This window comes from Streptomyces sp. B3I8, assembly GCF_030816915.1.
In the GTDB taxonomy this organism is placed as follows: domain Bacteria; phylum Actinomycetota; class Actinomycetes; order Streptomycetales; family Streptomycetaceae; genus Streptomyces.
Map to the genome: position 1 here is coordinate 6,531,516 of NZ_JAUSYN010000002.1, position 24,483 is coordinate 6,555,998.

General features: G+C 73.3%; 16 protein-coding genes and 1 pseudogene. 9 read left to right on the plus strand and 8 right to left on the minus strand.

What is annotated here, in order from left to right; all coding sequences use genetic code 11:
• Window positions 1-338: 338 nt before the first annotated feature.
• The 4 genes and pseudogenes from QFZ64_RS31080 to QFZ64_RS31095 all read left to right on the plus strand — a co-directional run bounded on the left by QFZ64_RS31080 (window position 339) and on the right by QFZ64_RS31095 (window position 9,079).
• Window positions 339-2,990, plus strand: coding sequence for a PA14 domain-containing protein (locus QFZ64_RS31080; protein ID WP_307070800.1), 2,652 nt, complete (start codon window positions 339-341; stop codon window positions 2,988-2,990).
• A 172-nt stretch (window positions 2,991-3,162) separates the two neighbouring features.
• Entirely contained in the window at window positions 3,163-5,526 is a 2,364-nt protein-coding gene (locus tag QFZ64_RS31085) for a GH92 family glycosyl hydrolase (protein ID WP_307070801.1), read from the plus strand.
• Window positions 5,527-5,790: 264 nt separating this feature from the next.
• Window positions 5,791-7,169, plus strand: a pseudogene (locus tag QFZ64_RS31090) (wax ester/triacylglycerol synthase family O-acyltransferase).
• 341 nt (window positions 7,170-7,510) lie between these two features.
• Window positions 7,511-9,079 carry an SDR family oxidoreductase gene (locus tag QFZ64_RS31095; RefSeq protein WP_307070802.1) on the plus strand — a complete coding sequence of 523 codons (1,569 nt, stop codon included), beginning with the start codon at window positions 7,511-7,513 and terminating at the stop codon, window positions 9,077-9,079.
• 101 nt (window positions 9,080-9,180) lie between these two features.
• Here QFZ64_RS31095 and QFZ64_RS31100 read toward each other — a convergent pair whose 3' ends face one another.
• Window positions 9,181-9,408, minus strand: a complete 228-nt coding sequence (locus QFZ64_RS31100; protein ID WP_307070803.1) for a hypothetical protein — start codon at window positions 9,406-9,408, stop codon at window positions 9,181-9,183.
• Between the two features lie 480 nt (window positions 9,409-9,888).
• Here QFZ64_RS31100 and QFZ64_RS31105 point away from each other — a divergent pair, with 480 nt between their 5' ends.
• Window positions 9,889-10,062, plus strand: coding sequence for a hypothetical protein (locus QFZ64_RS31105; protein WP_307070804.1), 174 nt, complete (start codon window positions 9,889-9,891; stop codon window positions 10,060-10,062).
• Window positions 10,063-10,108: 46 nt separating this feature from the next.
• On the opposite strand, the gene QFZ64_RS31110 is transcribed toward QFZ64_RS31105, so the two are convergent.
• Entirely contained in the window at window positions 10,109-11,539 is a 1,431-nt protein-coding gene (locus QFZ64_RS31110) for a lipase maturation factor family protein (RefSeq protein WP_307070806.1), read from the minus strand.
• Window positions 11,540-11,777: 238 nt separating this feature from the next.
• Between QFZ64_RS31110 and QFZ64_RS31115 the strand changes: the two genes are divergently transcribed.
• Together QFZ64_RS31115 and QFZ64_RS31120 are read left to right on the plus strand one after the other, a co-directional pair.
• Entirely contained in the window at window positions 11,778-13,868 is a 2,091-nt protein-coding gene (locus QFZ64_RS31115; protein ID WP_307070807.1) for a SpoIIE family protein phosphatase, read from the plus strand.
• 94 nt (window positions 13,869-13,962) lie between these two features.
• Window positions 13,963-14,823: an Fpg/Nei family DNA glycosylase gene (locus QFZ64_RS31120; protein ID WP_307070808.1), complete on the plus strand. Its 861-nt coding sequence runs from the start codon at window positions 13,963-13,965 to the stop codon at window positions 14,821-14,823.
• A gap of 55 nt (window positions 14,824-14,878) precedes the next feature.
• Here the strand turns inward: QFZ64_RS31120 and QFZ64_RS31125 are convergent, their stop codons facing one another.
• The 5 genes from QFZ64_RS31125 to QFZ64_RS31145 all read right to left on the minus strand — a co-directional run bounded on the left by QFZ64_RS31125 (window position 14,879) and on the right by QFZ64_RS31145 (window position 21,626).
• Window positions 14,879-15,529, minus strand: coding sequence for a zf-HC2 domain-containing protein (locus QFZ64_RS31125; RefSeq protein WP_307070809.1), 651 nt, complete (start codon window positions 15,527-15,529; stop codon window positions 14,879-14,881).
• Between the two features lie 249 nt (window positions 15,530-15,778).
• On the minus strand, window positions 15,779-16,948 hold the full coding sequence (locus QFZ64_RS31130; protein ID WP_307070810.1) for a C40 family peptidase: 1,170 nt from the start codon (window positions 16,946-16,948) through the stop codon (window positions 15,779-15,781).
• Between the two features lie 111 nt (window positions 16,949-17,059).
• Window positions 17,060-17,599, minus strand: coding sequence for an RNA polymerase sigma factor (locus QFZ64_RS31135; protein ID WP_307070811.1), 540 nt, complete (start codon window positions 17,597-17,599; stop codon window positions 17,060-17,062).
• A 116-nt stretch (window positions 17,600-17,715) separates the two neighbouring features.
• Window positions 17,716-18,393, minus strand: a complete 678-nt coding sequence (locus QFZ64_RS31140) for a M15 family metallopeptidase (RefSeq protein ID WP_307070812.1) — start codon at window positions 18,391-18,393, stop codon at window positions 17,716-17,718.
• A 68-nt stretch (window positions 18,394-18,461) separates the two neighbouring features.
• A complete protein-coding gene (locus QFZ64_RS31145; RefSeq protein ID WP_307070813.1) occupies window positions 18,462-21,626 on the minus strand; it encodes a BTAD domain-containing putative transcriptional regulator in 3,165 nt (1,054 codons plus the stop codon).
• Window positions 21,627-22,057: 431 nt separating this feature from the next.
• Here QFZ64_RS31145 and QFZ64_RS31150 point away from each other — a divergent pair, with 431 nt between their 5' ends.
• Both QFZ64_RS31150 and QFZ64_RS31155 read left to right on the plus strand, forming a co-directional pair.
• Entirely contained in the window at window positions 22,058-22,963 is a 906-nt protein-coding gene (locus QFZ64_RS31150; RefSeq protein WP_307070814.1) for a hypothetical protein, read from the plus strand.
• A gap of 82 nt (window positions 22,964-23,045) precedes the next feature.
• Window positions 23,046-23,504: a hypothetical protein gene (locus tag QFZ64_RS31155; RefSeq protein WP_307070815.1), complete on the plus strand. Its 459-nt coding sequence runs from the start codon at window positions 23,046-23,048 to the stop codon at window positions 23,502-23,504.
• Between the two features lie 300 nt (window positions 23,505-23,804).
• On the opposite strand, the gene QFZ64_RS31160 is transcribed toward QFZ64_RS31155, so the two are convergent.
• Complete coding sequence (locus tag QFZ64_RS31160; protein ID WP_307070816.1) at window positions 23,805-24,320, minus strand: hypothetical protein; 516 nt, start codon at window positions 24,318-24,320, stop codon at window positions 23,805-23,807.
• Window positions 24,321-24,483 lie beyond the last annotated feature (163 nt).

Below are 24,483 nucleotides of genomic sequence, written 5' to 3' on the forward strand. Positions count from 1 at the left end.
TCGTGGAGGCGTGGCACAGCACGCCGCGTACCCGGCCCCCGGAGAACCGCGCTCACGCCGCCGCCGGGCAGTACGCCCGGCGGCGGCGTGCTGCCACGCCCCCACGACCCCGACCCACCCACCTGCCACAGGCACGCCCCACGCGAACGGGACGTGCCCGCACCCTGGACACGATCCCGCAATCGTGTTGTCATGCCTCTGCTCGATGTCTGACAACGTTGTAATCACCTCCGAAGCGCCCCTGCACGAACCCCTATCACCCCGAACCCCCACCCCCCACCGACCCTCACCCACCCCCGAGCCCTGACCCGCCACCCGTCCTCACCCACGGAGGATCCGTGCGCACCAGACGCCTCAAAGTCAGAGACCGCCTCGCCCTGCTCCTCGCCGCGGCCCTGGCCGCCGCAGGCCTCGCGGCCGCAACCACCTCTCCGGCAGCGGCCACCGACACCCACGCGGCCGCCGGCACCCCCAGCGAGGCCCACGGCCTCAAGGGCGAGTACTACACCCAGTCCGCCGAGGGCGCCTTCGACTTCGCCACCCTCAAGGCGACCACCTTCGACCCCACCCTCGACTTCGCCGACCTCGAACCCCGGCTGCGTGCCACGACGGGTCAGGACAACGATGTCAGCGCTCGCTGGACCGGCCGTCTCGTCCCCGAGAAGACCGGCGCCACCACCTTCTCGATCATCGGCGACAACGGCTTCCGCCTCTGGGTGGACGGCAGGCTCGTCATCGACCACTGGGTCGACGACTGGGACCAGGAGCAGACCGGCGAACCCGTCGACCTGACCGCCGGCCACGCCGTCGACATCAAGGTCGAGTACTTCGAGCACTACGGCGGCTCCAACCTCCACGTGCGCTGGACCCCGCCCGGCGGCACCAAGACCGCGATCCCGCAGTCGGCCTTCCGCCTCCCGGAGGGCTTCGACTACGACGGCCCGGTGGCGACCACCGTCCGCCCCGACGGCCGTACCCTCCAGCTCGACTTCGCGAGCCCGCTGACCGGTGTCCCGGCCGGTCTCACCGACCACCTCGGCGCGGTCGTCGGCGGCGCCACCTGGCCGCTGGGCAAGGCGAAGCTCGACCCCGAGAACCCCGCGTCGCTGCTGGTCGCCCTCGACGAGCCGGTCGTCGGCAACAAGACCGGCACCGCCAAGGGCACCGCCGACGTCCGTTACGACGGCAAGGGCGGCCTCACGACGACCGCGGCCGACAACAGCGCCCACACCGTCGGCGCCTTCTGGACCAGTGGCGCCAACAAGTCGACGTACGAGCTCACCACCAAGTGGGCCAAGCAGGTCGGCCCGCACAACGCCCTGCCCGAGTACCCGCGCCCGCAGCTCACGCGCACCAAGTGGCAGAACCTGAACGGCCGTTGGCAGTTCGCCGCCGCCAAGGCCGACGAGCAGCCGCCGGTGGGCAGGACGCTGGGCGAGCACATCCTCGTCCCGTACCCGGTCGAGTCCCAGCTCTCCGGGCTGGAGCGGCACGAGGACCGCATGTGGTACCGCCGCACCTTCACCGTGCCGAAGAACTGGCACGTCGGCTCGGCGCAGCGGCTGCAGCTCAACTTCGGCGCCGTCGACTGGCGCGCCGAGGTCTACGTCAACGGCACCCAGGTCGCCGAACACCAGGGCGGCTACGACAAGTTCAGCGCCGACATCACCAAGGCGCTGAAGCCGGGCCGCACCCAGGAGCTCATCGTCGGCGTCTACGACCCGACCGACTCCGGGGGCGGCGAGAACCAGCCGATGGGCAAGCAGCGCCTGGACCCGAGCGGCATCTGGTACACGCCGACCTCCGGCATCTGGCAGACGGTGTGGATGGAGCCGGTCGCCGCCGACCACGTCGACAACCTCAAGCTCACCCCGGACGTCGGCAAGAGCACGCTCACCATCGAGCCGCAGGGCGTCCGTGACGGCGTACGGGTCACCGCGACGGCGTACGCCGGCAAGCGCGCGGTGGGCACGGTCACCGGGCGCACCGGGCAGCCGCTGACCCTGCGTCTGCGCAACCCGCACCTGTGGTCCCCGGACGACCCGTACCTCTACAACCTGAAGGTGCGCGTCGGCTCCGACAGCGTCGGCAGCTACTTCGGGATGCGCTCGGTCTCGGTGAAGAACGTGAACGGCACCCCGCGCACGATCCTCAACGGCAAGCCGATCTTCATGATGGCCACCCTCGACCAGGGCTTCTGGCCGGACGGCCTCTACACCGCACCCACCGACGAGGCCCTCGCCTACGACCTGAAGGTGCACAAGCAGCTCGGCTTCAACTCGGTCCGCAAGCACATCAAGGTGGAGCCGGACCGCTGGTTCTACTGGGCCGACCGGCTCGGCCTGATGGTGTGGCAGGACATGCCCGCGATGAACGCCGGCACCAGCCCGTCCACCGCCGCCCGCGCCGAGTTCGAGCGCGAGCTGAAGCAGATGATCGACGAGCACATCAGCAGCCCGTCGGTCGTCATGTGGGTGACCTTCAACGAGGGATGGGGCCAGTACGACATGGCCCGCATCGCCGACCAGGCCAAGTCCTGGGACCCGACCCGGCTGATCAACAGCATGTCCGGGATCAACCTCGGGGCCGACGGCGGCACCGGAGACATCATCGACGAGCACGGCTACCCGAGCCCCGCCCTGCCACCGAACCCGGACGGCAGACGCGCCCTGGTCAGCGGCGAGTACGGCGGCCTCGGCCTGGCGGTACCCGGCCACGCCTGGTCGGTGCAGCAGTCGTACGTGGACGTCGACCCCTCGACGTACACCGACGACTACCTCACCAAGCTCGGCGAGGTCCACGCGCTGGCCTGCAAGGGCGGCAACGGCGCGGTCTACACCCAGATCAGTGACGTCGAGGGCGAGCTCAACGGCCTGCTGACCTACGACCGCCGGGTGCTCAAGCCCGACGCCGACCGGGTCAGGGCGGCCCAGCAGTCGCTCATCCACGACGCGTCGCAGCCGGTGGTCGCCGGTTGCGGCTCAGACTGAGGTGCCACCCACCCGCACTGTCCGCACCACCCGCACTGTCCGCACCACCAGCACTGAGCGCACCACCTGAACGATCCGAACCGCCCCCCGGACCGCTCCGGACCAGCCCGGCCCCTTCGGCCGGGGTGCCGAGCGGTCCGGGGGAACCCAACCCTCCCGGAGGTCTTCCGAGATGAGATGGACCCGGCGCCTGCGCCTGGCCGCCGCCGGCGCGGCGGCCGCCACCGCGCTCTCCGCCCTGCCACCCGCCCAGGCCGCCATGGCCACGGGTGCCGCCGAGCCGGCCGCCGCGTCCGGCCGGGGCGGCGCCCTCACCGACCTGGTCAACCCGTTCATCGGTACCCAGAACGAGGGCAACACCTACCCGGGGGCCGCCGTGCCCTTCGGCATGGTGCAGTTCTCCCCGGACACCGGCCACAACACCGGTTACGACTATGCCGAGGACCACATCCGAGGCTTCTCCCTCGTCCACCTCTCCGGCGTCGGCTGCGGACTCGGCGGCGACCTGCCGGTGCTGCCCACCACCGGCGACGTCACGCAGACGGACTACGCGAAGTACGCCGCGAAGTTCTCCCACGACGACGAGCAGGCGAGCCCCGGCTACTACGGCGTCGGCCTGGACAGCGGCATCAAGGCCGAGCTGACCGCCACCGCCCGCACCGGCGTGCAGCGCTACACCTTCCCGGCCACCGACAAGGCCAACGTCCTGCTCAACGCCGGGCAGTCGCTGCACCGGACGGCGAACACGAAGGTCGAGATCCTCGACGACCACACCGTGCGCACCGCCATCACCGGCAGCGGCTTCTGCCAGGACACCAAGCCGTACACCGTGTACACGATCACCCGTTTCGACCGTCCGTTCACCGCGCACGGCACCTGGAACGGCGACACCGTGACCGCCGGTTCGGACACCTCCTCCGGGACCGGGCGCAACGGCGCCTACGTGCGGTTCGACACCAGCAAGGACCGCACGGTCGAGGCGACCACCGCGCTGAGCTACGTCGACGCGCGCGGCGCGGCCGGCAACCTGCGTGCCGAGGGCGGCCACTCCTTCGCCCAGGCGCGCGAGGCCGCCCGGAGCACCTGGGAGCACCGGCTCGACGACGTCCGCGTGCGGGGCGGCGCCGACACGCTGAACCGCACCTTCTACTCGTCCCTGTACCGGTCCTTCCTCGCGCCCAACATCGGCAGCGACACCGACGGCCGCTACACCGGCTGGGACCAGAAGACCCACCGGGCGAAGGGCTTCACGTACTACCAGAACTGGTCGCTGTGGGACACCTACCGCACCCAGTCCCAGCTCCTGTCGCTGCTCGCGCCGCGTCAGGCCCGGGACATGGCGATCTCCGTCATCAAGATCGACGAAGAGGGCGGCTGGCTGCCCAAGTGGGGCTACGGCACGGTCGAGACCAACATCATGACCGGTGACCCCGTCACCCCGTTCCTCACCAACGCCTACCAGCAGGGACTGCTCAAGGGCTGGGAGGAGAAGGCCTACCGCGCGCTGAAGAAGAACGCCGACGGCGTGCCGCCCACCGACTCGCCCTACGTCGGCCGCGAGGCCAACAAGGAGTACCTGCGAGACGGCTTCGCGCCGTACATCGAGGGCCGTCCGCACGCCAAGCCGGGCGACTCCGACTACGACCACGGCCCCTCCGCCACCCTGGAGTATGCACTGTCCGACGCGATGCTCGGTCAGATGGCAGGCGACCTCGGCCACAAGGCCGATGCCGCCCGGTATGCCGAGCGCGCGCAGAACTACCGTACGATCTTCGACCCGAGCACCGGCTTCTTCCGCGCCCGTGACGCCTCCGGCGCCTTCGTCGGACCGGACGACCCGGCGCAGAGCGCGGGCTTCCACGAGGGCACGGCCTGGCAGTATCAGTGGCTGGTCCCGCAGGACCTGCCCGGCATGGTCGACCTGATCGGCGGCCGGCAGGCGGCCAACGACCGCCTCGACTCCTTCTTCGCCTACGACCAGCTCGTGCGGGACCCGGCGAAGACCGCCCGCGAGGTCTGGGTCAACGGCCCGTACGAGTACTACAACGCCAACAAGTACAACCCGCAGAACGAGCCCGACCTGATCGCCCCGTACACCTACCTGTCCACCGGCCAGCCGTGGAAGACCACCGACGTGGTGCACGCCGCGCTGACCCTGTTCACCGACACCCCGACCGGCATGACCGGAAACGACGACCTCGGCACCATGTCCGCCTGGAACGTGCTGTCGTCGATCGGGATCTTCCCGGTCCAGCCCGGTGACGACACCTGGGGTCTGTCCACGCCCGTCTTCGACCGGGTCGACCTCACCCTGGACCACCGCTACTACCCCAAGGGCCATCTGACGGTGACCGCGGCCGGCACCTCGGACTCCGACCGCTATGTGCAGTCGGCCCGGGTGAACGGCAAGGACTACCGGAAGACGTACCTGACCACGGAGGACCTGCGCCGGATGCGTTCCCTGTCGTTCACGGTCGGCGCGCAGCCGTCCGAGTGGGGAACATCGGCCGACGCGGCGCCGCCCGCGCTGAAGTGACACCGGCCGTCCGCTGAGGCCCGGCCCGGTCCCCATCGGGCCGGGCGGGCCGCGGACGGCTCCGGCGAACCGAGCATCGGTGAAGTCCCGCCCCTCCTCCGGGGCGGGACTTCACTCGTTTTTTACGCAGCGTAACGTGATCGTACTTGACCGTGATCGACAGTCGGCGTTTGACTGACAGGGCACCGGTCCGGCCGTACGGCGCGCCGGGGCGCCCCCGCCGCGCTCCCGTTCCCATCCCCGTCGTCCACGCGAGGGCACGCCATGACTTCCGACCTGCTCGCCCCCCTCGATCTGGCGTTCTGGAACATCGAGTCCGCCGAGCACCCCATGCACCTGGGCGCGCTCGGCGTCTTCGCCTGCCACTCGCCGACCGCCGGCGCCCATGCCGCCGACCTGCTCGCCGCCCGCGCCGCCGGAGTGACCGGACTGCGCATGCGCATCCGTGACGTGTGGCTGCCCGGCACCCGGCTCGCCCGCGGCCTCACCGACGTACGTCTCCCGCTCGCCTTCGGCGGCGCGGCCCGCGAACCCGCCCCCGACTTCGACCCGCTGGACCACGTACGGCTGCACGCCCCCACCGCCGACTTCCACGCCGTCGCCGGCCGGCTCATGCAGCGGCCACTGGAGCGCGGCCGGCCGCCGTGGGAGGCACACGTCCTGCCGGGGGAGGACGGCACCTCGTTCGCGGTGCTGTTCAAGTTCCACCATGCGCTCGCCGACGGGCTGAGGGCGCTCACCCTGGCCGCCGCGATCATGGACCCCACGGAACTGCCCGCCTCCCGGCCCCGCCCGGCCGAGGCGCGCCGCAGCCCCCTCCCGGACCCGCGCCGCCTGCCGGGCCTGCTCCGCGACACCCTCACCGACGTCGTCTCCGACGTGGGACGCGCCCTCGACATCGGCGCCTCCGTCGCCCTGTCCACGCTCGGCGTGCGCTCCTCGCCCGCCCTGACCGCCGGGCCCACCGGCACCCGGCGCACCGCGGGCGCCGTCCTCGACCTCGACGAGGTGCACCGGGTGCGCAAGACGGCCGGCGGCACCGTCAACGACGTACTCATCGCGATCGTCGCGGGCGCGCTGCGCCGGTGGCTCGACGAACGCGGCGACGGCAGTGCGGGGGTGGCTCCCCGGGCGCTCATCCCCGTCTCCCGGCGCCGGCCGCGCAGCGCCTCCCCGCAGGGCAACCGGCTCTCCGGGTACCTGATACGGCTTCCGGTCGACGAGGTGGACCCGCTGCGGCGGCTGCGGGTGGTGCGGGCGGCCATGGACCGCAACAAGGACGCCGGGCCGGGGCGCGGCGCCGGCGCGGTCGCGCTGCTCGCCGACCATGTGCCGGCGCTCGGGCACCGGCTCGGGGGGCCGCTGGTCAGCCAGGCCGCGCGGCTCTGGTTCGACATCCTCGTCACGAGCGTGCCGTTGCCGAGCCTGGGGCTGCGGCTGGGCGGCAGCCCGCTGACGGCAGTGTTCCCGCTGGCGCGCCGCTGGCGCGGGGCCAGTCGCTGGCGGTGGCGGTGTCGACGTACCGGGGGAGGGTGCACTACGGACTGGTCGCGGACGCGGAAGCGGTCCCCGACCTGGAGGTGTTCGCGACCGCACTCCACCACGAACTGAACACCCTCCGCACAGCCTGCACCACGGACTGACCGGTGCCCCGGCACCGGACACCTGAGAGCGCGGGGGCCGGCCGCCCCCCCGCCCCCTGACGGGGCGCCGCCCGGCCTCCAGGTACGCGGGGAACCGCGCGAGCAACCACGACCAACTCGCACCCGCCCGCGTACCCCGACTCGCCCGGGCTCTCGGGCGTCCGACCAGGACCGAAGGGGCGGAGCCCCTTGTCGGGACGGGACGGGTAGGGGCGGCGGGGGCGAGGAACCCACCCGGGCGAACCCCCCGTTTTGGCGCTTCGCGCCGACGCTCCGTACAATCGCCTGTTCGAAAGGCGAGCGCGACCCGCGCGCCGCAGGCGAGCGAGGAACGGCACGCGATGACGGTGACAGAGACCGCCCCGGTGAACGACGACCCGGCGGCCACACCCCCGCCCGCGCCGCACATCCCGAACCCCACCCAGACCTCCGACGTGACCCCGGACGCGACCCACGACACGGCCCCCGACGGGACGTCGCCCGGCCCCGGGATCGACCCGGACCGTCTCGCCGTCTGCCTCGCCGTCCTCGCGGAACTCGACACCATCGACGTCGACCACCCCGACGCGATCGCCGTCCGCCGCGCCACCTCGCACATCTACCGCAGCGTCAAGCAGCGCCGCCGCCAGGAACGCCGCGCTGCCAAGACCGCTCACGACAAGGCCGTCACCGAGGCCACCGCCACCGGCTCCGCCCAGCGCATCGACGACGAGACGGAGGGCGCCCTGCCCTCCTCCGCCACCGAGGCCGGCCGGATCGCCGGGATACTCCAGCGCCCCCGCTCCTGCTACACCTGCAAGACCCGCTACACCGAGGTCGACTACTTCTACCACCAGCTCTGCCCCTCCTGCGCCGACGAGAACAGATCCCGCCGCGACGCCCGCGCCGACCTCACCGGCAAGCGCGCCCTCCTCACCGGCGGCCGCGCCAAGATCGGCATGTACATCGCGCTCCGGCTGCTCCGCGACGGCGCCCACACCACCATCACCACCCGCTTCCCCAACGACGCCGTCCGCCGCTTCAAGGCCCAGCCGGACAGCGCCGACTGGATCCACCGGCTGAAGATCGTCGGCATCGACCTGCGCGACCCGGCCCAGGTCATGGCGCTGGCCGACTCGGTCGCCGCCGAGGGCCCGCTGGACATCCTGATCAACAACGCCGCGCAGACCGTGCGCCGCTCCCCGGGTGCCTACAGCGAGCTGGTCGCCGCCGAGTCGGCCCCGCTGCCGGCCGGCGAGCTGCCCGCCTCCGAGGTCATCGGCACCTTCGGCTCGGGCGCGGTCACCGAGCTGCCGGTGGCGGGCGGCAGCGCGCTCTCCGCCCAGGAGGTCACCGACCTCGCGCTGGTCTCGGGCTCCGCCTCCCTGGAGCGGATCGCGGCCGGCACCGCGATCGACGCCGGCGGGCTCGTGCCCGACTTGCACGACACCAACAGCTGGATCCAGACGGTGGAGGAGGTCACCCCCGTCGAGCTGCTCGAAGTGCAGCTGTGCAACTCCACGGCGCCGTTCCTGCTGATCAGCAGGCTGCGCCCGGCGATGGCGGCGTCCGAGGCCCGGCGGACGTACATCGTGAACGTCTCCGCGATGGAGGGCGTCTTCGGCCGCGGCTACAAGGGCGCCGGCCACCCGCACACCAACATGGCCAAGGCCGCCCTCAACATGCTGACCCGCACCAGCGCCCAGGAGATGTTCGAGAAGGACCGCATCCTGATGACCGCCGTCGACACCGGCTGGATCACCGACGAGCGCCCCCACCCCGACAAGGTGCGCATGGCGGAGGCGGGCTTCCACGCCCCGCTGGACCTCGTCGACGGGGCGGCCCGGGTCTACGACCCCGTCGTCCGCGGCGAGCAGGGCGAGGACCTGTACGGCGTCTTCCTGAAGGACTACGCGCCCGGCAAGTGGTGACACCGGCGGGCGTGCCCCCCTGTGCCCCCTCACATGCCGAAGGGCGTACGCGCCGGTCGTGACCCGACGTGCACGCCCTTCGGGCGAGAGGTGTGTCCGGCCTACGGGAAGGCCCACATGCCCACGAAGAGCACCAGCAGGACGAAGAGCACGATCATCATCACGCTCCAGGTACCGCGGTGCCGCAGGGGCTCCCCCGGGCCCCCGCCCCTGGGCCGGTCCTCCGGCAGGGCCGGGTTCTCGGGACGGTCGCTCGCGTAGAACTCCTCGTCGGTCGGGCGGACATCGCGCCGGCCGACGCTTCCGGGATCGATGTCGTGGCTGGTCATGTGAACTCCTTGCACGGTGCTCGACATCCTCCGGGTTCCCGCGATCAGGCCGGCCATGCGCCGCGCGCGGCGCGCACCGGCCGCCGGGCGTGCCCTGAGACCCGGTGCGGCGGCGGCCCTGGGCACGGGCGGTGCGCACGGCCCGCCGCCCCGTCCGGACGGCCGAAGGAACCGAAAGACCGGTACGGAACGGCAGCAAATACGCGGACCGCAACGCAGTCCTTACGCACTGTTTGCCTCCCTATCGAGCAGACCGGCGCTCATTTGGTTAACCTGGCCAGGACGGACAGCGACACGGGGTCCCACCCACACCCATTGGTCCGTCCCGGGACAAGCCGGTCATCACGGTCTGTTCTCGCACGACGATGCCGACGCCACCGCGTCAGAACTGTTCCCTCAGTCCCGAGGCGGGCGGCGGCCGCACAGAGCGAAGGCCGGGCCGACGCCCCCGAGGGTGATCCGACACATAAGGAGTGCGCGGTGACACCGGAGAAGACGAATCTCGAGGAACGTCCCACGGGACGGCTGTCCGTCGCGGGGGTGGCCGAGGAGAAGCTCGGCAGCCTGGAGGTGTGGGCGAGGTCGGCACCGATCCGCCTGGCCGGCTACGAGGACGACCTCGCCGAGCCGCACATCCTCCCCAGCGTCGACTGATCCCCCCGCCCGGTTCCCCGCGCCCCTCCCCGGCCGCGGGGAACCGCTACGAGGAGGGCCGGGAGAACTTCGTACCGGTCAGCCGGGTCGGGGGCATGAACTCGCGGACGTAGGTCCGGTGCCAGCACGCCCCCGTCCCGAGCCGCTCCCGCCACGTCGTGAACCGGTACCGGTACAGGCTCGCCCGTACGAACCGCGGTGGCGCGTCCGCCGGGAACGGCGAGCGGCGCAGCAGCCGCAGCGTGTCCCGGTCGTTCTCCAGCAGCCGCTCCAGCAGCCCCCCGAACCACGCCCCGGCGTACGCCGGAGACAGCGCGGCGAACCACATCATCCAGTCCAGGCGCAGGTGGTACGGCGCGAACTGGCGCGGCCAGTGCCGGGGATCGCCCGGCTTGCCGCGGAACTCGTACTCCCGCCACTCGGACGACTCCCGCGGCACGTCGTCGGCCGTGCCCTCGATCACCACCTCCTGCCGGATCCGGCTCACGCTCCCGAAGGCGCCGTAGGTGTTGACCAGGTGCAGCGGGTCGAAGGAGCGGTTCATCACCTGGCGCCGGGACAGCATGTTGCGCACCGGACGGTAGCCGAGCGCCACCAGCCCGGCCGCCACGGCCAGGACGACCACCTCGTACCAGAGCGGCGCCGGGGCCGTGTGCGGCGGCGGGACGGGGAAGGCGATCACCGACAGGGCGATCACGACGGTGAGCCAGTTCAGCCAGGCGAAGTTGCCCGACAGCACCAGCCACAGCTGGGTGAGGATCATCAGGGCCGCGGCGGCCGTGGCCACCGGCCGGGGAGTGAACAGCAGGAACGGCACCACCAGCTGCGTGACGTGGTTGGCCGCCACCTCCACCCGGTGGGCCGGCTTCGGCAGCCGGTGGAAGAACCAGCTCAGCGGCCCCGGCATCGGCTGCGTCTCGTGGTGGAAGTCCAGGCACGTCAGCTTCCGCCAGCAGGCGTCCCCGCGCATCTTGATCAGCCCGGCGCCGAACTCCAGCCGGAACAGCAGCCAGCGCAGCAGGAACAGCACGACGACCGGCGGGGCCACCTCGTCGTTGCCCAGGAACACCGCGAGGAACCCGGTCTCCAGCAGCAGGGACTCCCAGCCGAACGCGTACCAGGTCTGCCCGACATTGACGATCGACAGGTACATCACCCACGGCACCAGCCACAGCGGCATCGCCGCCCACAGAGGCAGCCACCCGTCCACCCCCGCCACCAGCGCCGCCGACACCGCGCACCCCGTCCACGCCCAGCCGGCGAAGAAACGGTCGGAGTAGTGCCGGTGGAAGACACTCGGCGCCCGCCGGAACGGCACCCGTGCCGTGAACCGGGGCACGGGCAGCATGCCGCGCTCCCCGATCAGCGCACGGAACTGCAGGGCCGCGCCCAGAAACGCGACGAGGTACAGCGCGGCCAGCCCGCGCTGGAACACCAGCCGGCTCAGCCAGTAGTCCGGTGCCGTGAACCAGTCCATCCGGCCGGCCTCCTCTCGCTCGTGTGCCGCGTACGGCCCGGGACACCCGGACACCCGGAACCACCGGGTACCCGTTCACGAGGCGCGGCGACCCACCCCGCCCCGTGGACGGCTTCCTCCGCTTGCGTGCCCCGCCCCGCCGGGGCGGACAATGGTGGTCGACCGCTGCCCGGAGCCGCCCCGAGCCGGCTCCGCCCCGCACTCGAAGATCTGGACGAACCCTGGCAAGGTGGGCCTCATGGCTGATCGGGGAGTGAGCGCGCCGTCGCTCCCGGACGACTGGCCCGACCGCCCGGACCCGATCCTGGCGCTCAACCGCATGGGCAGTTTCGACTGGGACCTGGACACCGGTGTGACCCAGATGGACGCCCAGGCCCTCGAGCTGTTCGACCTGCGGGCCGGCGAGTTCGACGACCGTGTCGGCAGCCTGACCCCCCGGCTGCACGCCCCGGACATCCCCCGCCTGGAGGAGCTGGTCACCCGGGCGCTGGAGGAGGGCGGCGAGAACTACGGCGCCTACTTCCGCATCCGCCGCCGCGACGGCAGCCTGCGCTGGACCCACACCCAGGGCTACATCCGCCGCGACGCCACCGGCCGGGCCCGCCGGATCATCGGCATCGTCCGCGACGCCACCCAGGAGCTGCGCGACAGCCGGGCCCGCAGCGAACAGGCCGCCCGGGACATCGCCCGGCGCCGGCAGGCCGACGTCGCCCAGGCCACCATGGCGGCCCTCGCCCACGCGCGCACCGTGCAGGACGTCATCGACGTGCTGCGGGAGACCGAGGGCCGGATGTGGATGGGCGCCGCCAGCCTCGTCATGGGGCTCGTCGAGGGCGGCCGGATCCGCCTGGTCGCCGAGGGGCCCACGGGCGACTTCCTGCCCGGCACCCAGATCACCGGGATCGACGAGCCGTACCCGATGAGCGACGCCGTCCGCACCCTCGTCCCGCAGTTCATCGAGTCGCCGGAGGAGTTCGGCGAACGTTATCCGATCCTGTGGCCGCACCTCGCCCATCTGCGCATCACCTCGGCCGCCTACCTGCCGCTGGTCGCGCAGGGCAGCCCGATCGGCGGCATCGGCCTGCTCTACGGCGACCGGCACGGCTTCACCGCCGAGGAACGCGACATCCTGGTGGCACTCACCAGCACCATCGCGCAGAGCCTGCAGCGCGCCATGCTCTACGAGCAGGAGAGCGACCTCGCCCAGGAACTCCAGCAGGCCATGCTGCCCCGCTCGCTGCCCCGGGTGCCCGACGCCGACGTGGCCGTGCGGTACCGCGCCGCCGTGCGGGGGAGCTCGCCCGGGCGGAACATCGGCGGCGACTGGTACGACCTGATCCCGCTGCCCGGCGGCCGGGTCGGCGCCGTCGTCGGCGACGTACAGGGGCACGACACCCAGGCCGCCGCCGTCATGGGCCAGCTCCGCATCGTGCTGCGCGCGTACGCGGCCGAGGGGCACCCCCCGGCCACCGTCGTGGCACGCGCCTCGGTCTTCCTGCACGAACTCGACACCCACCGCTTCGCGACCTGCCTGTACGCCGAGGCCGACCTGTCCACCGGCGTCGTGCAGTTCGTCCGCGCCGGGCACGTCGACCCGCTCGTCCGGGGCGCCGACGGGAGCTGCCGGCGCGTCCTCGTCGAAGGCGGGCTGCCGCTCGGGCTGTCCGCGCTGTTCGACAGCCTGGAGTACCCCGTGCAGACCATGGAACTGGACCCCGGGCAGATGCTGGTGCTGTGCACCGACGGCCTCGTCGAACTGCCGGGTCTCGACCTCGACGACGGCATGCGGGAACTCGCGGAACAGGTGGCAGCCGGTCCCGAGGACGTGGGCGACCTCGCCGACCTGCTCATCGCCGGCGCGGCCGACCGCGGCGGCGATGACGACGTCGCCCTGCTGCTCCTGCGCCGCAGGGAACAGCCCGGCAGCGCGGGCGGACGGCTCCAGCAGTACGTGGCGCCCGGCGACCCGGGGGCGCTGCGGGAGGCCCGGCACGTGGTCCGCGCGGCCGTCCGCGCGTGGGGCGCGCGGGACCGCGCCGACGAGATCGAACTCGTCACCGACGAGCTGGTCACCAACGCGCTGATGCACACCGACGGCGCGGCGGTCGTCACCCTCCGTTCCCTGCCCGGCCCCGAGCGCCGACTGCGCACGGAGGTCGAGGACGCCTCCAGCGCGCTCCCGCGCCGCCGCGAGGCGGGCGCCTCCGGGGTCTCCGGGCGCGGCCTCCTCCTCGTCGACCAACTGGCGGACGCCTGGGGCGTGGAGGCGCGCGGCGGCGGCAAGGTGGTGTGGTGCGAGTTCGTGGTCCCGGAGGACGGGGCCGCCTGAGAGACCGCCTGAGCCGCCGCCTGAGAGGGGCGGCGGGCGCGGATCCGGATCGCCTCCCACGCGCTCCGCGGGGCGCCGTGGCAGGCTGGGTGGCATGCCCGAACTGCCCGAGGTCGAAGCGCTGCGAGACTTCCTCACCGGCCATCTCGTCGGCCACGGGATGACCCGCGTGACTCCGCTCGCCGTCCACGCGCTGAAGACGTACGACCCGCCGCCCACCGCCCTCCAGGGCCGTACCGTCACCGCCGTCCACCGCCACGGCAAGTTCCTCGACCTGGACGCGGACGGCGTCCACCTCGTCACCCACCTCGCCCGGGCCGGCTGGCTGCACTGGCACGACCGCCTCCCCGGCACCCCGCCCCGCCCCGGCAAGGGCCCGCTCGCCCTCCGCGTCGCACTGGACACGGGCGCCGGCTTCGACCTCACCGAGGCCGGCACGCAGAAACGGCTCGCCGTGTACGTCGTACGGGACCCGCGGGAGGTTCCCGGCATCGCCCGCCTCGGCCCCGACCCGCTCGCTCCCGACTTCGACGAGGAGCGGCTGGCCGGGCTGCTCGCGGGAGAGCGGCGCCGGCTCAAGGGCGCCCTGCGCGACCAGGGCCTGCTGGCCGGCGTGGGCAACGCCTACAGCGACGAGATCCTGCACGCCGCCCGGATGTCCCCGTTCAAGCCGACCGCCTCCCTGACCCCCGAGGAGGTGCACCGGCTGTACGAGGCGCTGCGCGGCACGCTCACCGAAGCGGTGGAACGCTCGCGCGGGGTGGCCGCCGGGCGGCTGAAGGCGGAGAAGAGGAGCGGGCTGCGTGTGCACGGCCGCACCGGGGAGCCCTGCCCCGTGTGCGGCGACACCGTCCGCGAGGTGTCCTTCAGCGACTCCTCGCTGCAGTACTGCCCGACCTGCCAGACGGGCGGCAGGCCGCTGGCGGACCGCCGCATGTCCCGGCTGCTGAAGTGAGCCTCGGACGCGCAGGCCCGGCGCGACCGCGCGGCCTCGGCGGGACCGCGCGGCCTCAGCGGGAGTCGAGGGTGAGCAGGCGCTTGCCGTCGTCCGTGCGGATCTCGTAGCGGTCGATCTGCGCGGTGCCCAGCGCGGTCCCGCCCTCCATGGTGAGGGCCTTGCCGTCGTCGGAGGACACCATCCAGCTCGTCACGGTCTCCTCGGAGCCGTCCCGGCCCAGCGCCACCAGCCGGCAACTGTGCGGGCCCGACGCGTCCTTGACGGTGATGCCGATGTCGCTGCCCCACTCCCGGTCCTGCGCGGTGACCCGCGCCCACACCCCGGTGCCGGTGTCCGACGCGGTCACCTGGTGCGAGGCCGCGCCGTCGTCCGCCAGCAGTGCCGCCGCCGGGCCGCCCACCGCCAGGACGACGGCCGCCGCGACCGCGGTCAGCCACCGCCTGCGGCCGGTGCGGTGCCGTCCGGCCACCTCGGTCAGCAGCCGTTCCAGCAGCCGGGGCCCGGGCGCCGCCGCCGGGTGCACGGAGCGTGGGGTGGCCTCCCGGTAGAGCATCAACTGCCGTGCGGCGGGCCGGAATTCGCTCACCTGCGCGGTGCAGCTCGCGCACCCCATGAGGTGGTCCTCGAAGCGGAATGCCTCCGCCTCGTCGAGCACGCCGAGCGCGTAGGCTCCGACGTCGCGATGGCGTTCCAGGGACCTCATACCAAATCCTCATGACGGTGGAGCGGGTGGGGGTGTTGCTGTTGCCCACCGGTACGGACCTGACCGCCGAATCACTCAAGTCCCGGGGGAAACGGTCGAGACATTCGGAGCGGCCGGGCCCCCGGATTGGTCACCCGCGTCACTCACTCCTGTCACTCGTCCCTGTCACGCACCCGCGTCTCCCGCGTCACCCGCGCCGGTACCGTCCGCGCGGGGCGGTCCCCGGACCGACGGTACCGGCGCGCGCGGTCAGCAGGTGGCCACCCCCGGCAGCCACTCCGGGCCCTTGATGTAGATCACGGTCACCCAGGAACCGTCGGTCAGCTTCGCCCAGGCGTCGTTGGTGTAGCCCTCGGCCGTCACCTGCTGGGCGTGGGCCTGGCACACCACGTTGACGGTGGTCGGCTGCGCGAAGTAGTCCACCACGGCGGCGTTGACGTTCGGCTCGCTGTGCGTGCGCACCCCGGTGCCCCAGGTCTGGAACGCCGTGCTGCCGTCGGTCGGCGGCGGGGCGCTGCTGCCGGCACAGTCCGGGATGCCGGGCAGCGAGGCCGGGCCCTTGATGTAGATGTTCGTCAGCCAGGAACCGTCGGACAGCTTGGACCAGATGTCGTTGGTGTAACCCTCGGCCGTGACCGTCTCCGCGTGCTCCTGGCACTGCACCGACACCTGCGTGGGCCCGGCGAAGGTGTCCACGACGGAGGAGCGGGTGCTCGGCGTCGAGTGGGTGCGTACCCCGGTGCCCCACGTCTCGAAGACCGAGCCGCCGTCCGCGGGCGGGGGAATGGGGGTACCCGAACCGTTGACCCGGATGGCGCCCGCGTAGTCGCCGCCGGTGCGCACGGAGGTGACCCGGATGTGTGTGCCCGACTCATAGGCCTCGACCATCTGCCCGCCGCCCAGATACATGGCGACGTGGTGGATGTGGCCGCTGCCCCAGAACATCAGGTCGCCCGGCAGCAGCGGGGCGGTACCCTGCGCGGCGGAGAAGCGGGCGGTGGCCTGCGAACTGTTGAACTGGTCGTCGGCGGTGCCGTTGAGCAGGTCCCTGCCGGTCGCCCTCCAGTAGGCGTAGCGCGTCAGCCCCGAGCAGTCGAAGCCCTTGCGCTCGTTGTCGTGCAGGCTGTCGGGGTCGGACCCGTCGTAGTAGCCGTACGTGGCACCGGGCGTCGCGCCGTGGCCGCCGCCCCAGCTGTACCAGACGCCGATCTGGGAACAGGCCGCGGCCACGGCTGCCTGCGCGGTGGCCGAGGCCCCCGGGGCGAGCACACCGCAGTCGGCGGCGGGAGCGGCGGCGTGTGCGGGAGCGGCGTGGGCGGTGGACGCGTGGGCCGGCACGGACACGAGGGCGGACAGTCCGAGGACCGAGGCCCCCAGGAGCGCGCCGGTGGTCCGGCGGCGTGTGCTGCTGACTTTCACGGAACTCTTCCTCACGTGGTCGACGTCGGCTCGGACGTCGCCGGGATCGGTCCGGCGACGGAAAACAGGCAGGTGCGCCGCGCCCCACCCCCGTGGAGGCGCGGCGCGGCTCTACTGGCCGCCGAGGGCGGCGCGCATCTTCGCCAGGCCGCGCATGCGGTTGCGCTGCACCGTGCCGCGGTGGGCGCCCAGCCGCTCGCCCGCCGTGTCGTGGCTGAGGCCTTCCAGATCCACCAGGATCACCGCGGCCGCCTCCTTCTCGGAGAGCGTGCGCAGCAGTGCGAGCGCGGTGGCGGAGGCCTCGTAGGAGCCGAGACCGCCGTCCCAGCCGGCCTCGGGCAGCCGGTCGGTGGTCCGTTCCCGGCGGGAGGAGTGTGCCCACGCGTCGCGCAGCAGATTGAGGGCGACCGCGCAGGTATAGGCGTACGGGTGCCGCTGCTGCGTCAGACCGTGGGCGCGGGCCCGCCGGGCGAGCCGCAGATACGTCTCCTGCAACAGGTCGTCGGCGTCGTGCGGATTGCCCGTCAACGCCACCAACCGTCTGCGCAGGCGCGGCAGGTGCGCGGTGAAGGACGCGTCGAACTGCGTGGGGCTCATGGCCTCCTCGTGGGTGTGTCCCGGCGGCGGGCAGATGCCGTCGCTGTTTGTCATTCTTTTCCCCCTAGGTCGTTCTGCCGTTCTCTCGCCGCGCCGTTCCCTCGTTCGGTCCTGCTGTCGGTTCGCTCGTTCTGCCGTCGGGTGCTGCGGTGTCTCCCCGGCCGCGGTGGTCAGCCGGTGGACGGGGACGGGGACCGAGACGGGCCGGCGGGGCCGTACCGGGCTGCGGGCGCCCGGGTCAGCAGGGCCCAGTAGCGGTCGCCGTACGACCAGTGCCACCACTCGGTCGGGTAGTTGACGAACCCGGCCGCGGACAGCGCCCGGCCCAGTACCGCCCGGTTCCCGCGGGCCTCGGCCGTGAGGCCCGCGGCCCGGGTGCGGCAGGCGCCCCCGCTCTCCTCCGGCGTGGCGTTGACCTCCGTGCCCAGCTCCAGCTCGCGGCCGTCCGCATCGCACAGCGTCAGGTCGACCGCCCCGCCGCTGACATGCGGTGCCACCTCGGGCGGGGAGATGTACGCGCTCGCCAGTTCACGGATCCGGTCGGGCGGCGCCTGCGGATGCGCGCGGCGCAGCGTCGCCGCGTACTGCTCGAAGTAGCGTCGCTGCAGGTCCGGCGGTCGGTAACCCTCCACCACCAGGAACCGCACGCCGGCCGGCAGCAGGCGCTGCGCCCGCCGCAGCCGCTCCAGCGCGCCCGCCCTGAGCCGGGCGTAGTCGCCGTCGTCGTCGGCCTGACGGTGGTCCAGCCGCAGCCGGCCGCCGTCGCGCAGGTCGACCAGCGGCTCGCCGCACTCGGCCACGGCCGTCGCGGCGACCCGGGGGTCGGAGAGCGTGATGATGTCTGCCACGTACGACAGCGTCGCCGCATCCGATGCAAATTCTCTGCAGATGCTCTGTGGGGCGCCTGTACGGAAGCCTACGCCCGCTCCCCCGCCTCCCGGCAGCCCAGTTCGCGGAAGACGGCGAGCGCCTCGGCCCGGGCCGCCCGTGCCTCCTCCGCCCTGCCGTCCGCCGCCCACACCCCGGCCAAGTCCCAGGCCGTGCGCGCCCGCCAGACCGGGAGGCGCAGCGCCTCCCAGTCCGCCAGGGCGCGCTCCAGCGGCTCGCGGGCGGCGTCGGTGTCGCCCGTCGCGAGGTGGCACTCGCCGAGGGTGCGCAGGACGAGGGCCACGCCGAAGCGGTCCTGGCGCTCGCGGGCCACCGCGAGACAGCGGTCCAGGCGTTCGCGGGCCCGGTCGGCCCGGTTCGTGCGCAGCTCCACCTTGGCCAGTGCCTGCTCCGTGTACATCACGCCGAAGGCGTCCGCCAGCCCGGTGAAGATGTCCAGCGCCTCCAGGAGCAGCCGCTCGGCCTCCGCCGGGGTGCCCTCCGCGCGGTGGCACAGCGCCAGCGCCCGCAGGGTGAGCGCCTCGCCGTGCGGATCGGCCCCGGCCCGGTACAGCTCCAGGGCGCGGGAGAGGGCGTCCCGGGCCTCCCCGCCCCGCCCCTGCTCGCGGTGCACGTAGCCGAAGCCGTACAGCATGCGGGCCCGGCCGCCGAGGTCGCCGGTCCGCCCGTACCGCTCCAGGGCCTTCCCGAGCAGTTCGAGGGCCTCGGGGTAACCGGCCTGCTCCCGCCGGACCGTGGCCATGCCGTCGAGCGCCACCGCCTCGCCGCGCGGCACGTCGCCGTGCTCCCCGAACCGTCGCAGGGCCCGCTCGAAGCAGGCGTACGACTCCTCGAACCTGTCCTGCTCGTAGGCGAGCCGGCCGAGCCCGGTGAGCAGCCAGGCCTCGCCCTCGACGTCGCCACCGCGGCGCACCGCCGCCATGGCGGCCCGGTGCGAGCTGGACCAGGCGTCGAACCGGTTGTACAGCGCGGCCGAACTGGCGATCAGCGCCCCGGCGAGATCGCGCGCGGCCCGGGCCGCTCCGTGGTCGGCGCAGTACTCCACCGCCGCCAGCAGCCCCGCCTGTTCGGCGGCGAACCAGGCAGCGGGCCGGGCCAGCAGTTCCTCCTCGGTGCGCGCGTCGAGCCCGCGCACGGTCTCCGGTTCCGGGAAATACCTGGTCACGCCGCCGGGACCACGGGCGGCGGCCTGCTTGGCGAGCCCCAGCCAACAAGCCACCAGCCGCCGCACCGCCGCCTCGCGCTCGGGCGGCGCCTCCTCGGCCAGACAGCGTTCGCGGGCGTGCTCACGGGCCAGGTCATGGATGCGGTACCGGCTGCGGCCGGTGCCGTCCACGCCGACGACGTCGATGAAGTGGCAGTCGACCAGCCGCTCCACCGCCTCCTCCGCCTCCTCGACCCCGATGCCGAGGAGCGGGGCGGCGATCCAGCCGGCGAAGTCGGGCAGGTCCAGCAGTGCCAGCCGGCGCAGTGCCGCGCGCTCGTGCGGGTCGAGGTCGGCGTAGCCCAGTTCGAGGCTGACGCGCAGTTCGAGGTCACCGGCGCGCAGCTCGTTCAGCCGGCGCCGCTCGTCGCGCAGCCGCTCCGCGAGCCGGCCCGGTCCCCAGTGCGGCCGCGCGGCGAGGCGCGCTCCGGCGATGCGCACCGCCAGCGGCAGCCGTCCGCACAGTGCGACGATCTCGGCGGCCCCCTCCGGTTCGGCAGCGGTACGGCTCCGGCCGGCCACCTTCGCGAGCAGCTCCAGCGCCTCCGCCTCGTCGGGCACGGTCAGGTCGAGATGGGCCGCGCCCTCCAGCGCGACCAGCCGGCGCCGGCTGGTGACGAGCGCGGCCGAACCGCCGCCTGGCGGCAGCAACGGCCGTACGTGCGCCTCACCGGCGGCGTTGTCGAGGATCAGCAGGGTGCGCCGGTGCCCGATGTGCGTGCGGTACAGCCCGGTCAGTTCCTCCACCGAGGTGGGCAGGGTCTCCGGCGCGGCACCCATGGCGCGCAGCAGCCGGGCGAGCGCGTCGGCGGGCCGCACCGGGGTGGCGTCGGCGGCCCGCAGGTCCACGAAGAGCAGGCCGTCCGGGAAGAGGTCGGCGGTGCGGTGGCCGACGTGCACGGCGAGGGCGGTCTTGCCGCTGCCGGAGCGGCCTGAGACGACCCCGACCGGCGGGGCGGTGCGGCCGGGGTCGGCCACCTTCCCCAGCAGCGACTCGGCCCACTCGATCCCCGCGGCGCGGCCCACGAAGTCGGCGATGTCGGGCGGGAGATGGGAGGGAACGGGCTCCGCGGCCGGTCGCCGCGCCGTGTCCGACTCCGCGGCCGGTCGCCGCGCCGTGCCCGGCCCCGTGGCCGGTCGTCGTGCATTGTCCGGACCCTCGTGGCCCGGGCGGTGCCCCGCCTCCCCGTTAGCGACGGCCGGTGTGCGCGCGGTGGCGGCCCGCGGATCCGGGCCGAGCAGCGCGGGGTCGTTGGTCAGCACCGCCCGGTGCAGCGCCCGCAGTTCCGGACCGGGGTCGACGCCCAGTTCCTCCCGGAGGACCTCCCGCGCCTCCTGGTAGGTCAGCAGGGCGTCGGAGACCCGGCCGGTGCGGAACAGGGCGGTCATCAGCTGGCCGCGCGGCCGCTCCCTGAGCGGATGGTCCGCGACATGCGTGAGCAGGGGCGCGATCGTGCGGTCCGCGTGGCCGAGCGCCAGCCGCAGGCCGAAGAAGTCCTCCTGGGCCGCCAGCCGCAGTTCGGTCAGCCGGGCCGCCTCGATACGGGCGAACGACTGGCCGAGCCCCTCCAGCGCCTCCCGGCCCCGCCACAGCCCCAGCGCCTCGGACAGCAGCTCCGCCGCCTCCCGCGGACGGCCCCGGTCCCCGGCCGCCCGCCCCGAGGCGAGCAGGTCCTCGAAGCGCCGGGCGTCGATCCGGGAGGGGTCGAGCGCGGCCAGGTACCCCGGCGGCCGGGTCCGGATCACCTCGGCCCCGCCCACCTTGGCGAGTGCGCGGCGGACGGCGGAGACATGGGTGGCGACGAGTGCCCCGGCGGTGGCGGGCGCCTCGTCGTCCCACACGCAGTCCACGAGCCGTTCGGTGGACAGGACCTCGCCCAGGTGGACGACGAGCGCGGACAGCATCGCCAGGGGTCTGGTCCCGCCCAGGGGGGCACGCCGCCCGTCCGCCCAGACCTCGACCGGACCGAGTAGACGTATGTCCAGCATGTTCTCCCGATCGTCGTACCGCGCCCGCTCCGCGAAGGGTGGCAACGATATCGACGGCCGCGTGGGCGCAGGCCGAGGGCGGGATCCGCCTGGCCGGATCCGGTCCGTTTCCCCCAGCCGTGCGGGACCCGCGGCAGGCCCCGTGTCCGGGCCGGTCCCGACGGTACGGGCCCCGTGTCCAGGTCGGTGCCGTCGGCACCGGCCCGGCATCCCGGTCGGTGTCGGCGGCCTCCGGGAGCGGGACCTGGCGCCATTTGGCCGGATTCGTGCGACACAGGTCCCTCGTACGGGAGACGGCCCGTCGGGGCGCTTCGTATGACACGGGGCGCGAAGAAAATGTTTTCGCACCGGACGTCATACGGGCGCCCCTCGCGGACCGTCAACGGCTCGAAAGCGCAAGCCCGTCCGATCCGCACCCAGGAGGTCGTCCGATGCACCGCTGGAAACCGGCACTGCTGATCGCCGGCCTGCTGGCGACCACGGTCACCGGTTGCGGGGGCGGCACGTCCGCCCCCGCCCCGACCGCCCCGACCACCCGGGCCGCTTCCGGCGCCCACCGTGCCGCGGACGACCCGGAACGGACGCTGTACCTCGCGGAGCAGGTCCTCATCAAGAAGTGCATGGAGAAGCGCGGACACGAGTACTGGGTCGAGCCGCCCCCGCCCAAGGACGTCTCGGCCCGCTTCCCCCTCGTCGTGGACGATCCGGCCTGGGCCCGGACCCACGGCTACGGCACCGACCTGCGCCGTCGGCGGGAGGCGGAGGTGCGCGCCGATCCCAACCGGAAGTACTTCCGCTCCGCATCGACCGCGGGCCGGGCCGCCCTGGTCAGCGACCTCAACGGCCCCCGGCCGCAGGGGCTTTCGGCCCGGCTGCCGAACGGCGTGCGGGTCACCCACAGCGACCGGGGCTGCCAGGCCGCCGCGCAGCGGGAACTGTACGGCGACCTGGAGGCCTGGTTCCGGGCCACCCGGGTCACCGGCGCTCTGGCCGGCCTGCGCCTCGGCCTCGTGACCGGGGACAAGCGGTACAAGGCCGCCGTCGCACCGTGGGCGCGCTGCATGCGCGGCCGGGGACACCCCTACGCCGACCCCGCGGAGTCACGTGCCGCCGCCACTCGGGAGGACCGTCCGTGGCCGCGCGCCAAGGAGGTCGGGCTGGCCTCCGCCGAGGCCGACTGTGCCGCCTCCAGCGGACTGTCGGACGTGGTGAGGTCCCTGAACACCGAGTACCGGGCCGAGTTGGGTCGCCGCCACCCGCGGGAGACGGCCGATCTCACCCGGCTCGAACGCGAGGCACTGCCCCGGGCCCGCGTGATTCTCGCCCGCGGCGACTGAATCCGGCCGCACACCACAGACCACCACGGCCGCGGTGCCGTGGTCGCACCATCCTCCACCGCTGACGAAACGAGGGAATCCCATGTCCATCAAGCGCATGCTGACCTTGGCCGCCTCGGCCGCCGCCGTGACCGTCCTGCTGTCCCCGGTGTCCGGCGCGAGCGCGCTGGACACCGGGTCGCAGGCGCCCGCGGCGCCCCGGGTGGCCGCCGCGGACGGCTACCTGCACGTCTACACCCAGCCCTACGGGGGCGGCCACGAGTGCAAGTGGCTGGGCAACTCCGACAACTGGGGGACCTGCCGCAACCTGACCTCCGACATCTGGAACAACGGCTACGCGGGCGGCAACGACGCCGTCGACCTCTATACCGCCCCCAGCGCCGGCGGCGCCCACGCCTGCATCAGCCAGGGCGACCGCTGGATCGACACCACCACGGGCGAGTACCGCTTCACCTACGGCGCCGGTCTGGAGCAGTTCGGGGCCAGCGTCAACAACAACATCTCCTCGCACCGCTGGGTCGACTACTGCAGCCAGGGCTGACCGGCCGTACGACGCCCCGGTGCCCCGGCACACCGCTCACAGGGTGTGCCGGGGCACCCGTAGTGGCTCGGGCGTTCAGGCAACGCACGAGGGTCACGGCACGCTGTCGCTCAGCGGACCGTCGGGGTCGAGACGGTCGAGACCGTTGCCTCGTGCCTCGTGCCTCGTGCCTCGTGCTTTGCGGGGGGTCGTCAGCGCCGGTGGGCGTCCCCCTGCCCGAGCGAAGCCGAGGGCTCGGGGGGCGTGCCGGGCGTCGCGACGGGGCGAACGTCGCCTGTCGCGGGACTTTCGCAACAGGCCCTAGAAGAGATGGATGGCGAGGTGCCCCAGTGGAAGTCCCAGCTGCCAGGCGGGTGTCCACACCTTCGGGCCGTCGTCCTCGCCGGCCGCCGCGGCGCCGCCGGGCACCGCGTCCAGGTCGGGGGCGAGCAGTTCGGTCTCCTCCAGCCACCGCCAGGCGGCCTCGGCCAGCTCCAGGTCGGGGTCGGGGCGCCCGGACTCGGCGGCCACGGCGGACAGGTCGGCCAGCCGCTCGCTCACCCAGTCCTGCCACGGCTGGTCGTACGCCGTCAGGGACAGCCACGTCTCCAGCTGGGTGACCACGCGGATGCCGGAGAGTTCGCGGTCGCTGTCGGACAGGAAGATGGTCAGCGCCAGGGCGTCGCGGCCCGCCCGGAACTCGAAGGACGTCGGCGGCATGAGGTCGCCGGTGCGCAGCAGTTCGTCGGCGATGTACTCCGCGTACATCCACGCCATCGGGACGGTCAGTTCACCGCCGCCGCTGCCGTCCGTACTCTCTTGGCCTCTGTGCAGCATCCCTTCCTGCCTTCCTCCGGTGCGTGCGCGTCGCCCGCCCCCGGGACCCCGGGAACGCACCGCGCACCCGGCCCGGACTCGCGGGGGCCCGGTGCCCGGAACGGAAGGACCTCCGGACCGGAAACACGGATGGAGACAGCTGATTGCCCAACCATGGTCCGCA

Coding starts and splice junctions, on each gene's coding strand:
- QFZ64_RS31085 (WP_307070801.1), top strand. CDS start 3,163: ATGAGATGGACCCGGCGCCTGCGCCTGGCCGCCGCCGGCGCGGCGGCC.
- QFZ64_RS31095 (WP_307070802.1), top strand. CDS start 7,511: ATGACGGTGACAGAGACCGCCCCGGTGAACGACGACCCGGCGGCCACA.
- QFZ64_RS31100 (WP_307070803.1), bottom strand. CDS start 9,408: ATGACCAGCCACGACATCGATCCCGGAAGCGTCGGCCGGCGCGATGTC.
- QFZ64_RS31110 (WP_307070806.1), bottom strand. CDS start 11,539: ATGGACTGGTTCACGGCACCGGACTACTGGCTGAGCCGGCTGGTGTTC.
- QFZ64_RS31115 (WP_307070807.1), top strand. CDS start 11,778: ATGGCTGATCGGGGAGTGAGCGCGCCGTCGCTCCCGGACGACTGGCCC.
- QFZ64_RS31120 (WP_307070808.1), top strand. CDS start 13,963: ATGCCCGAACTGCCCGAGGTCGAAGCGCTGCGAGACTTCCTCACCGGC.
- QFZ64_RS31125 (WP_307070809.1), bottom strand. CDS start 15,529: ATGAGGTCCCTGGAACGCCATCGCGACGTCGGAGCCTACGCGCTCGGC.
- QFZ64_RS31135 (WP_307070811.1), bottom strand. CDS start 17,599: ATGACAAACAGCGACGGCATCTGCCCGCCGCCGGGACACACCCACGAG.
- QFZ64_RS31145 (WP_307070813.1), bottom strand. CDS start 21,626: ATGCTGGACATACGTCTACTCGGTCCGGTCGAGGTCTGGGCGGACGGG.
- QFZ64_RS31150 (WP_307070814.1), top strand. CDS start 22,058: ATGCACCGCTGGAAACCGGCACTGCTGATCGCCGGCCTGCTGGCGACC.
- QFZ64_RS31155 (WP_307070815.1), top strand. CDS start 23,046: ATGTCCATCAAGCGCATGCTGACCTTGGCCGCCTCGGCCGCCGCCGTG.
- QFZ64_RS31160 (WP_307070816.1), bottom strand. CDS start 24,320: ATGCTGCACAGAGGCCAAGAGAGTACGGACGGCAGCGGCGGCGGTGAA.